We start from the raw sequence: 11,275 nt of genomic DNA, 5'->3' as shown, positions 1-11,275 counted from the left end.
GGGATTCTATAATAAAAAACGAGCTCACAATACAAACGTTAATCAAAGGGGTAGAATGTATGCGAAAAAAATGGTTAGGTCTCGGCTTGAGTCTTGTTCTAGCCGCAGGAATCGCAGGCTGCGGCGGGAACGACAACAACAATGGCAATGGTGGTACGACGAATGGCAAGTCTGACGGCGGAACGGCAGCTCCATCAACCGAGACGGGCCAACCCGTACAGCTTAAATACTGGACTGACGACCGTCATGACCAGGAGTATATTAAGGAATTAATTAACAAATTCAATGAAACAAACGACGATAACATCCAGGTGGAATTGACGGTCATGTCCGAGAATTACGCGCAAAGCGTCGATATTGCCTTTTCCAGCAACCAGGCGCCGGATGTGCTTCGCCTAAAGAGCGCCAATACATCCGGATTTGTCAAAAAAGGGTATCTTGAACCGATTGACGAGTATCTTACCGATGACTTGAAAGCGAAGTTCGGCAGCTTGCTGATCGACGATGTCAACCGATTTGACGGCAAGGTGTACTCGCTCGCCAACACCGGCCTCACCATGCGTCTGGTCTACAACAAGGATCTCTTTGCCAAAGCCGGCATCGAGAATCCTCCGAAATCGCTGCAGGAAATGGTGGACGATGCCAAGAAAATTACTGAAGTTGGCAAAGCCGAAGGCATTTATGGTTTTGCACTGAACTTCAAAAATCCGAAGCAAGCATTTGACCGTTCCGTCCGGGAAATTCTTTCTTTGAGCGGTTATCAGGGACTTGGCTTTGATCTGAAGACAGGTCAATTCGATTTCGAGCCTTACTCGCAGGTCATCGAATATTTCAAGCAAATGTATAAAGACGGAAGTATTCTGCCTGGCGCGGAAGCGCTGGACATCGATCCGCTGCGAGCCCAATTCGCCGCAGGCAAAATCGGTATGTATCTTTCTTTCTCGACGGAGCCGGGCGTGTACATGGATCAATTCCCGACTGAAATCAACTGGGGGGGCGCGTTGGCTCCAACGCTGGACGGTCAGATCAGGGGAACTTCCGAAATCGTGTCCGCCGGAACGTGGCTCGGCATCAGCGCTCAATCGGCCAATAAGGAAGCAGCTTGGAAATTCATGCAGTATATGCACGGCGACGAGGTTCTGAAGACCTATCATGAAAAAGGCTTCGGGATAGCCATTGTGCCAAGCATTGTAGAACAAGCTAAAGATCCGGAGATCAATGGCATGGAAGGCTTCCTGGTCGGGGAACACGACTCGCTCTGGCCTGCTTCGCCAAACGTTACTCCAGAGGGTTCCACCTACGCTGATGTATTCTTCAAATACATCCTTACCGATGAAGATCTGAAAGCGATTACGGAAGATTTAAACACAAGATACAACGCCGCATTGTCCAAGGCGGTGGAGAAAGGCGAGGTCACTGTAACGCTGAACCCTGCCTTTGATCCAACTAAACCGCAGGGAGAATAACAGGCAAGGATGGGGCTGCCGCGCACTTTTTGGCGGATGCCCCTTTTCTTTCCCCGAAGGAGGAACGAATCGTGAGTTTTAAATGGAAACGCGTGGGGGAGAATGCTCTGTTTCTGTCCCCGAGCATCATTTTGACAGCGGCTCTTGGCATCTATCCTTTGTTATGGATGCTGCGCTATATGTTTTATGACTATGCCGGATACGGCGATGCGCTGTTCATTGGTTTGGACAATTTCCGTCGGCTGATGCGCGACGCGCTGTTCTGGGAATCGGTTGGCAATACCTTTATCTACGCCGGAGGCAAGCTTCTGCTAACGCTGCCGTTGTCCCTGCTGCTCGCGGTCGTCCTGAACGGCAAGCTGCGGGGCGGAAATCTGCTGCGAGGAATCTATTTTATGCCGACAATCATCAGCACTGCGGTTATCTCCGTGGTGTTCTATACGATCTTCAATTCCTATAACGGGATGGTTAACACCGTATTGATGAAGCTGCACCTGGTCTCGCAGCCGATCGACTGGCTCGGGCCGAAGCATGCGATGCTTACGGTCATTATTGTGGCGGTATGGGGGGCGGTCGGCAATTATATGCTGCTGTTTCTGGCCGGACTGCAGAGCATTCCGCAGGATTTATACGAGAGCGCGGCCATGGACGGCGCAAACGCCGGAAGACGGTTTTGGAGCATTACGCTTCCGATGCTGGCTCCGGTAGCCCAGTTGGTCATCATGCTCGCAATTATCGCATCCCTGAAAGGCTATGAGAGCATTATGCTCATCACGGAAGGCGGACCGATCGGCAAAACCGAGGTCATGTATCTCTATCTGTACAAACTGTTGTTCCCGGTATCCACGGGTTCTCCTGTCGAGCAGCAGCTAGGATACGGCAGCGCCGTAGGCTTCGCAACCGCTGTTATTGTGGGAGCGATCACGGGCTTGTATTTCTTATTAAGCCGTAAAATGAACAAGTTGTATTAGAAGGTTGTTCAAAAAGTCTACATTGCAACTTTGCATAGGGCCATTACGATTTCACAACAAGCCGCAGATCGGTTGATCATGAACGGCTGCAGGCGTGCAGGAGGAACAGCAAATGAACGAACAGGTGTTACCCCAACAGCCGGACGCGCGAGGTAAAATCGCCGCCCGACCGCCTTCCGGTCACACTGGCAAAATAGTGGGCCGTGCGGTGATGTGGCTGTTTTTATTGATAACGGCGATACTGACATTATTTCCCCTGTTGATGACATTGTCCGGTTCACTCAAGACCGGCGCCGAAATGATGACCGGAGGAAGCTTGCTGCCGGCCAAGCTGCAGTTCGTCAATTATGCCGAAGCCTGGAAGCAGGCCAATTTTGCCCGCTATACCTGGAACAGCGCATTTGTCAGCATTATGGTTACCGTCGGCACCTTGCTGGTCGCTGCCATGGCGGCTTATGTGGTGGATCGCCGCCATTTTCCCGGCAAATCCCTGTATGTGACGACGCAGGCGTCGATGATGTTTATATCCGTTGGTGCCATTGTGCTGCGCCCGCAATTCGATTTGATGGTCGCGCTGAACTTGAATACCACGCTGTGGGGAGTGATCCTAATTCTGATCAGCGCCCATTCCAGCACATTTTTTATGCTGCTGGGATTCTTCAAAGCGATTCCCCGCGAGCTTGATGAAGCGGCCATGGTGGACGGCTCAGGGTTCGCCCGAACCTTCTTCCGGATCATTCTCCCGCTCCTAACACCGGGGCTTGGTGTGGCAGGACTGTTTGCCTTCCGCCATGCCTGGAACGAATATATTCTGCCGCTGGTGTTCACAATGACGAATCCGCAGTTGCAGACGCTCACCGTCGGGCTGGCGAATCTTCGTTACGGTTCTTCCGCGGCTATGCAGATTCATTTGATGATGGCGGGAGCATGCCTGTCGATCCTGCCGATGCTTCTCGCTTATATTGTGGCGAATAAGTCCTTTATTCAAGTAACGGCCGGTTCAGTTAAAGGTTAAACTCAATTCCATATACAAGGAGCATGATGCAAATGAGAGATTCTGCAGTGGGACCTTTGTTTTCCAGCCCGATCATTACGCGGTATGCCGGAAATCCGATTCTGACTCCGGGTGATGTACCCTACGGTCCGGCGTTGGTCTTCAATGCCGGGGTTACCAAATTTAAAGGCAAATATGTGATGGTTTTCCGCAATGACTACGGCGATGAACATCAAGGGATTGTTGCTCCTCATCACACGACGAATCTTGGGCTGGCCTTCAGCGATGACGGCATAAAATGGGATGTGCAGCCGGAACCGTGCTGGTCCTGGCATGATGAAGAGGTCATCCGCGTGTATGATCCGCGTCTAACGGTAGTCGGCGAGCAATGCTATATGTGCTTTGCGGTCGATACCAAGCATGGGCTGCGCGGCGGCATCGCCGTCACCGAGGATTTCCGCTCCTTCGAGGTGTTGAGTCTGTCGCTGCCGGACAACCGCAACATGGTATTGTTCCCGGAGCGGATCGGGGGCAAGTATGTCCGGTTGGAGCGACCGATGCCTGTATACAGTCGGGGCGGGATTGACCGCTTTGACATGTGGATGAGCGACTCGCCTGATCTGAAATACTGGGGCAATTCCAAGCTGCTGCTGGCGGTTGAAGATGTAGCCTATGCCAATGACAAGGTAGGCCCGGGCGCTCCGCCCGTCAAAACGGACAAAGGCTGGCTGACCCTATTCCATGCCGTGGACATCGATCGCAGGCGGGGCAAGAACGGCTGGGAGGACAGCTGGAAGAAGCGTTATACGTCCGGCATTTTGCTGCTGGATCTTGCCGATCCCAGCCGGATCATCGGCAGGGCGGAGACGCCGCTGCTTGCCCCGGAAGCTGATTATGAGACCGATGGAGGCTTTCGCAATCATGTTATTTTTCCGGGGGGCATGATTCTGGAGGATACTGGGGAAGTCAAAATCTACTACGGCGCCGCCGATACCGTAGAATGCCTGGCAACTGCGCATGTAGATGATTTGCTGCATCTTTGTCTGGAAGGCACAGTCAATAAGCAACTATGACAAGTTAAAGCTATACAGAATGGAGAGGTTTCTATGAAAGGACATATTACGTTGCCATCCGTCAGCATTCCGGTTGCCCGCGAAGTGGATGTACTGGTGATCGGCGGAGGAGCTTCAGGAATCGCCGCGGCCATTGCCGCTGCGAAAGGGGGAGCGCAAACGATGCTGGTGGAGCAGAGAGGCTTCCTTGGCGGCATGGGTACGGTTGCGCTCGTTCCGGCTTTCTGTCCCTTTACGGATAAGCGGAAGCCGATTATCCGCGGTCTCGGCCTTGAGCTGATGGAACGAATGAAGCAGGCATGCGATCCTCGGTACCGCGAGGAATATCAAGAGATGCTGGATTGGGTGCCGATCGATCCCGAAGTGCTGAAGCGGGTTTATGATGATGCCATTCTGGAAAGCGGTGTGACGCCGCTGTATCACACCTTTGTTTACGATGTTGTCCGGTCTGAGGACCGCCGGAAGGTTGAGGGTGTCGTTGTCGTAAACAAGACAGGACGATCTTTCATTCCCTGCCGGTATATTATCGATTGCTCGGGAGATGGGGATATTGCCGCACTGGCGGGAGTTCCTTTTCAGAAGGGCGGGGAAGCGGGCGAACTTCAGCCTGGCAGCATGTGCTATTTGCTTGCGAATGTAGACCGTACAAGGTTCAAACAGTACCTGGAGGAGAGCGGGGATACGGGCCAACTGCACAAGACGGTGGAGCTGGCGATCGAGGACGGCGCGCTGCCGGAGGGCCGCAAGTCGATCTCCGGCCTTGCTTGGGTCAGCGACTATTTGGTTGGCGTCAACTTCGGCCATGTATTCGGCGTTGATGGCACCCTTGCCGAGGATTTGACGCGGGGGGCGATTGAAGGGCGCCGCACGGCGGAACGCCAGCTGCAGTTCTTCCGCCGCTACGTGCCGGGTTTTGAGCACGCTCATATGGTGGCGAGCGGGGAGCAGCTTGGCATCCGTGAGACTAGGCGTATCGAAGGGGACTATATCCTGACGGTCGATGATTTCATTGCTGCGCGCTCCTTCCCGGATGACATTGCCCGCAACGCATATTATATCGATATTCATCTCGCCAACAGCAAAAGCGAAATGACTTTTAACCACCTTCCGCCAGGGGTTTCACACGGCGTCCCATACCGGATCATGCTGCCGATTGGCATCGACAACCTTTGGGTTGCCGGTCGATGTGTATCTTCGGATCGAGCAGTGCAAGGCTCCCTGCGGGTCATGCCGAACTGCTTCTCCATGGGCCAGGCCTCGGGAACGGCGGCTGCATTGGCGCTGCGGGACGGCACCGTCTCGCGCGGCATTTCCATAGCCGAGCTTCAGCAGCGGCTGCTGGAGCAGGATGTATGGCTGGGAGAAGATTTCATTCCGGCTGAGAAGCAGAAGGGAGGGAAATCGCCGTGAAGCAGCTTCCCTTAACGGATGAGTGGTTTCACGGTGCCGTGTCGCTCGAGCGCAGGGATAATGGATTCAAGCCCTGGCGTATTCCTTACATGGATTACGAACTGTATCCACCCGCGGGAATCGATGGCAAAGCCGAGATATGTGCCGGTATTCGCCTGCGGCTGCGCACGGACTCCACCGAGGTGGCAGTATCTTTTGCACCGCTTGCGGATAACGCCGCCATGGATTGCGTGGCAGGAGGAGAATTATGCGAGACGATCAGCCTACCCGCCGGAGCGACAGAAGCCTTGTTCAGCGGACTTGGGGACGGAACCAAGGATATGGAGATTTGGCTTCCGCAAAATATAGGAATGACCGTAACCGGCCTGCGGATTGGGGCTCAAGCTATCGGAGTCCCGCTGCCGGACACCCGGCCCCGCTGGATTACGTATGGCAGTTCCATTACCCAGTGCGTCGGGGCTTCCAGCCCCTCCCGTGCTTGGCCTGCCATTGCCGCTGAAGCCGCAGGCTTCAGCTTGACCAATCTTGGCTTCTCGGGCAACTGCCATATGGAACCGATGATCGGACGGCTGATACGCGACTTGCCGGCCGATTTCATCTCCATTTGTGCGGGGGTGAACATCTATGGCGGGGGCACCTTAAGCCCACGTATGTTCAAGCCGCTGCTGATTGGTCTGCTGGAGACGATACGCGACAAACATAGGGACACCCCGCTGCTTGTCATTTCTCCGATTTATGGCACTCTCCGCGAAACGCAGCTCAATTCGCTGGGCTTCACCCTGCCTATGATGCGTGAGCTCATCCGTGAGACCGTGGAGCTGCTAAGGGCTCGGGGCGATAGCCAGTTGTTCTATCAAGATGGCTTGAACTGGCTCGGCCCGGAGGATGAAGCCTTTCTGACGGATGGCCTGCACCCTGGTGCCGAGGGGTATGAGCTGCTAGGCTGGCGTTTCCGTGATCTTCATGAAATTGCGTTACGGGCAGTGCAAAGAAACGTGCAGGGATGAATTTCTACTATATTTGCTACGACCAATGGGAACGCCTCAAGACCTTATGACGCTAGAATAGAAACGATAGAGCGGACGTCAATTTTGTCAACTTAAGTTGAGGTCCTCGTCCCAGCAATACCTCTAAAGCTGACTGCACGACCACATGAACCTCCTAAGCGATATCTAAGCCGACGACGAGATGATGAACGGTAATGTTTTCAATCAGTTGATCTTGCTTGTCTTGTGCCTTACTTTATAGTAGAGCGTCCTCCTGATGGGCTTTTTGAGGCTATGACCTCGTGCGTAACCCCATCGTACCGAGGCGCTCGTTTTTGTTCAATTACCATATTTTTAGGAGTTCTAACGGGAGACAATAGAGGAATACACACAATCCAGCCGCATAATCAAAGGCGGTTTTTCTTCTATGATCACCTCATGAGCATACCACGCAAGGATATGCATATGACTGCAGTTCAAATGTAATCCTGGATCTATTCATTTATGAGTAAAAATATTCATACTAGAGAGTCAGAGATGGCAGCGACACGGGGAATTTTAGGGTGGTACCGGTGGCAGACAGGACGCGTGCAATTCCATGTCAAGCGGAATGACAATCAATGACCTAACGTCTGAAAGAGAGCGGTCTGCAGGTAGATGAATTGGGGCCCATATCGAAAACAGGTGCATGCGACAACGGGGGGGGATCAACATTAGCATAGAGAATGCCCGAAAATGTTAAAACGCTACTGACATACCGTTGTCAGTAGCGTTATTTTATTATCGATTAAGTAAACATATTGGGGTGGAGAGCTTGTTCTTGCCCAAAAAAGGATATAGTACTGTATCATTTATTATAGGAAGGATGGTATTTTATGAATTTTGCTTCTGTACGTATCATTACCGACGATGTGGATCGTCTTGTTGAGTTCTATGAGAAAGTCATGGGTGTTTCGGCGGAACGTCCCGCGGCTGCCTTTGCGGAACTCGTTGTGCCATCGTGTACCCTGGCGATCGGTCACTCCCAGACGGTGCCGCTGTTCGGCGTTGGTTCCGCTGTGGCGGCCGACAATCGCACTGTCATCCTCGAGTTCCGCGTCCACGATGTCGATGCCGAATACGAGCGCTTGAAACCGTTTGTCGACGAGTGGGTAAAGGAACCGACCACGATGCCGTGGGGGAACCGTGCTGTGTTGTTCCGTGATCCCGACGGCAACCTCATTAACCTTTTCCAGCCGGTGACCGAGGAAGCGATCCAACGGTTCAGCGGTAGGGGGTGACTCTTGGGGACATAACCGAACACCATCCCACAGAATAATTGACGTTCAACAAAATCATCAAGTTGATTTAATTGACCTGAATACAACGCACCTTACAACAACAGCAGCCAATTACTTGCTGCTTCTGTTGTAGAAATATGCACCATTTAGGTTGTAACAGTCGCAGTTTTATAGAAAACTGGTTTAAGACGACAAAAACATACACGCTTAAAAGCCGCGCAACTGCGGACTTTTGTGTTTTAACGATTAAACAAGCAGTTATGGGATCCTGTCGAGGGACAAGAATGCTCCCATAGAAAGTCGCTATTTTAGCGGCTTTTTTGTTTTATCGGAACAGTTCTTGTCCCGAACCAAAGACAGATCGGTAATTAAGCGAAGTTGCAACGAAGACGGCAAAGTATAAATGTTCTTGTCATCCAAAATCAGTACTGGTTAAAAAACGAGTTTGAAAAGTTCCAATAACTGAAGTAACGGTCAAGAAACGGTACAAGGGGAGAAAAAGAGAGGTAGCCGTGCTTCTTCGGCAGCTCGTTGACCTAACTGGCAGGATATTTCAATCGTTTCTCGAATATTTTCTGAGTTGGATAATTTTATGAAATTTGTGAATATAACGTTATCTGAAAGATACGAAATGATTATTTTTTTGAAGGGATGATTAAATTGAAGAAAGGGATCTTAGTTTTTCTAAATGGAACTTCAAGTTCCGGAAAGACCTCTATATCGACTGAACTGATAAATCAGAAAGAGATTCTGTTTTATCATTTATCAATTGATGATTTTTTTAATAATTACAATGATTTTATTAATAATAAATTTCCAGATGAACCTACAAGGGAAATAGATCATCAGGTTGTCTCACAAATACTTGATGATTCCATATTCTCAGTGTACCATTCGACAATTAAATTGTTATCAGAAATGGGTTTTAATGTAATAGTAGATACCGTAATCGACAATGACAAGAGGTTTAATGAGTTTCTTGATCAATTTTTCGATCAGCCTACGTTATTTATAGGTGTAAAATGCTCGAAAGAAGAACTCATAAGAAGAGAGCAAACAAGAGGAGATAGACAGATTGGACTAGCAGCTTCACAGTTTAGCAAAGTATATTGCTTTGATGAATATGACCTCGAAGTAAATACGGAAGAGATGAATCCAACAGAATGTGCCGAAAAGATATTAAGTTTTATTAAGTCCAATAAGGAATACTCGGTATTTAAGAAATTACGAAAAAGAAATGTTAGTGTTTCCTAGATGGCGTATCCATCAGATAACATCATAATTCAAAACAACCCCCAATCAAATCATTTGATTGGGGGTTGTTTTGTTTCATTGAATAATCCGGGGAGGTTTTAGAACTTATTATTTGATGATCGAAAATACATATTAGATAAATATCTAACTGATTGAAACTCGGAGACAATTTGTTCAATAAATGATGATATCTCTGGACTATATTAATAAATATATGAAACTAAAAATTGATTTTCGTATTGTTTTGGAGAAGAAAAATCGAAGTACACGGAGGTACAAAAAATGAAGAAAAAAATATTTCCCAATCGTTTTGCTTTCCAGTAGTAACGCTTTTAACAGCGTTCCCTCTAGGAGGATGCGCATCAGATCAATCGATTTCTTCGTGAAATGAAAAGATGTTCGCCAAACTCTAGAACGTGTAGAAGTATCGACGTTGGAAAACAATGCAAGCGACAATACAATGGACGAATCTATTTTATTAAGAGATAAAAAAGTATAAACATCCGAGGCTTAGCATCCTTATCTCGCATGAAAAACTTCTGCTAAAGTCTGTATACTGAGAAAGTACGTCGAGAGACGTTTTTGTTATAACGAGCTGGAATAAACGGTGTTCATCCCCCTATACAAGGTGACAAAGGCAGAGGATTCCAAGAAAAAAGCCAAAAATAGAACACTCTGTTGTAAATTCAGTGAAAGTTGGAGGTATGGAAAATCTATGATCGTATCTTTTAAAGAAACAAAAATGGTACTTGTCTTGCTCATTTTGTTAGTAACGATTACAGGATGCTCCGAAAAAATGCCTGTATCGTCAAATGAAGACCATTTTTCAACTAATCCACCTCAAAATACATCCCCCACAACTGAGACCGGGAATGAAACACCACTTGCCGAAGTGACGAACATACCAACAAACCCACCAGTTGAGTATGATCCTGCCTGGCCGGATCGAACGGCGAGTTCTTCTAACGGGCATCTTGTGAATATTTGTGTTCCAGATGAGTTACGTGATAAAGCAACTACATTGACAACCAGTGATGGGGTGTATCTGTCAGCACTTGTGCTTGGTAGCGGAAATAAAGGAGTCCTGCTTGCACACGAGCAAGGCTATAGCATTTGCTCTTTTCTTGACATGGGAACTGAACTGGCTGACAGTGGATATCTGGTTGTTATTCCTGAATATCGTAATCACGGTGCCTCACAGAATTCTCCAGAGGATATTCAGAATATAGATCGTGATGCAGATGCAGCCTTAAGCGAACTCAAACGATTGGGTGCACAAAAAGTGTTTTTGGCAGGAGCATCATGTGGCGGTAGTACAGCAATCATTGCAGGCGTTCGTCAAGAGCTGCCTATTGAGGGGCTCATTATTCTTTCTTCTCCTGCACAATGTGGGCCCCTTGATGCAATACCAAGTGTCGAAAAGATTAAAGCACCATCCTTGTTTGTTTTTTCACCTGGTGATTATGGAGGCTCAATTGAAAAAGAAGTGCGCAAATTATATCAAGCATCCGGAGCAACTGATAAAGAGCTAATTGTGGATGAGAGTGGTTATCACGGAACAGATATGTACCATAAGGGAGAGCGCGGTGATGCATTAAAGTCCAAGCTCATTGACTTTGTTAAAAAGGAATTTAATTAAAGTAAACTCAAAATGAGGGTGTTTAATCTGAGGCGTCCGTGTTGGTCGGCATTTTCTCTTGTATCCTACGTTCAACAAAATCATCAAGTTGATTTAATTGACTTGAATACAACGCACCTTACAATAACAGCAGCCAACTACTTGCGGCTGCTGTTGTAAAAATATGCACCTTTAGGTTGTAACAGTCGCAGTTTTATAGAAA

The 11,275-nt window shown here is 48.9% G+C and carries 9 protein-coding genes; all 9 read left to right on the top strand.

What is annotated here, in order from left to right; translation table 11 throughout:
• Positions 1–59: 59 nt before the first annotated feature.
• The 9 genes from MHH48_RS18110 to MHH48_RS18070 all read left to right on the top strand — a co-directional run bounded on the left by MHH48_RS18110 (position 60) and on the right by MHH48_RS18070 (position 11,073).
• Positions 60–1,466 carry a sugar ABC transporter substrate-binding protein gene (locus tag MHH48_RS18110; RefSeq protein WP_076321375.1) on the top strand — a complete coding sequence of 469 codons (1,407 nt, stop codon included), beginning with the start codon at positions 60–62 and terminating at the stop codon, positions 1,464–1,466.
• Positions 1,467–1,537: 71 nt separating this feature from the next.
• The gene (locus tag MHH48_RS18105) at positions 1,538–2,437 is read left to right on the top strand and encodes a sugar ABC transporter permease (protein WP_076321374.1); all 900 of its coding nucleotides are present in this window, start codon (positions 1,538–1,540) and stop codon (positions 2,435–2,437) included.
• 112 nt (positions 2,438–2,549) lie between these two features.
• A complete protein-coding gene (locus MHH48_RS18100; RefSeq protein ID WP_076321373.1) occupies positions 2,550–3,452 on the top strand; it encodes a carbohydrate ABC transporter permease in 903 nt (300 codons plus the stop codon).
• Positions 3,453–3,484: 32 nt separating this feature from the next.
• Positions 3,485–4,504 carry a glycoside hydrolase family 130 protein gene (locus MHH48_RS18095; protein WP_144023415.1) on the top strand — a complete coding sequence of 340 codons (1,020 nt, stop codon included), beginning with the start codon at positions 3,485–3,487 and terminating at the stop codon, positions 4,502–4,504.
• A 33-nt stretch (positions 4,505–4,537) separates the two neighbouring features.
• Entirely contained in the window at positions 4,538–5,914 is a 1,377-nt protein-coding gene (locus MHH48_RS18090; RefSeq protein WP_076321371.1) for an FAD-dependent oxidoreductase, read from the top strand.
• A complete protein-coding gene (locus MHH48_RS18085) occupies positions 5,911–6,921 on the top strand; it encodes an SGNH/GDSL hydrolase family protein (RefSeq protein WP_076321370.1) in 1,011 nt (336 codons plus the stop codon). The genes MHH48_RS18090 and MHH48_RS18085 overlap by 4 nt, the downstream gene beginning before the upstream one ends.
• An 854-nt stretch (positions 6,922–7,775) precedes the next feature.
• Entirely contained in the window at positions 7,776–8,180 is a 405-nt protein-coding gene (locus MHH48_RS18080; protein ID WP_076321369.1) for a VOC family protein, read from the top strand.
• Positions 8,181–8,840: 660 nt separating this feature from the next.
• The gene (locus tag MHH48_RS18075; protein ID WP_076322133.1) at positions 8,841–9,434 is read left to right on the top strand and encodes an AAA family ATPase; all 594 of its coding nucleotides are present in this window, start codon (positions 8,841–8,843) and stop codon (positions 9,432–9,434) included.
• A gap of 715 nt (positions 9,435–10,149) precedes the next feature.
• Positions 10,150–11,073, top strand: coding sequence for an alpha/beta fold hydrolase (locus MHH48_RS18070; RefSeq protein ID WP_076321368.1), 924 nt, complete (start codon positions 10,150–10,152; stop codon positions 11,071–11,073).
• Positions 11,074–11,275: the final 202 nt, after the last annotated feature.

Source organism: Paenibacillus sp. FSL F4-0100 (genome assembly GCF_037993005.1).
Lineage (GTDB): Bacteria > Bacillota > Bacilli > Paenibacillales > Paenibacillaceae > Paenibacillus_AQ.
This window is presented reverse-complemented; position numbering and strand designations above follow the sequence as displayed.

Coding starts and splice junctions, on each gene's coding strand:
- MHH48_RS18110 (WP_076321375.1), top strand. CDS start 60: ATGCGAAAAAAATGGTTAGGTCTCGGCTTGAGTCTTGTTCTAGCCGCA.
- MHH48_RS18100 (WP_076321373.1), top strand. CDS start 2,550: ATGAACGAACAGGTGTTACCCCAACAGCCGGACGCGCGAGGTAAAATC.
- MHH48_RS18095 (WP_144023415.1), top strand. CDS start 3,485: ATGAGAGATTCTGCAGTGGGACCTTTGTTTTCCAGCCCGATCATTACG.
- MHH48_RS18090 (WP_076321371.1), top strand. CDS start 4,538: ATGAAAGGACATATTACGTTGCCATCCGTCAGCATTCCGGTTGCCCGC.
- MHH48_RS18080 (WP_076321369.1), top strand. CDS start 7,776: ATGAATTTTGCTTCTGTACGTATCATTACCGACGATGTGGATCGTCTT.
- MHH48_RS18070 (WP_076321368.1), top strand. CDS start 10,150: ATGATCGTATCTTTTAAAGAAACAAAAATGGTACTTGTCTTGCTCATT.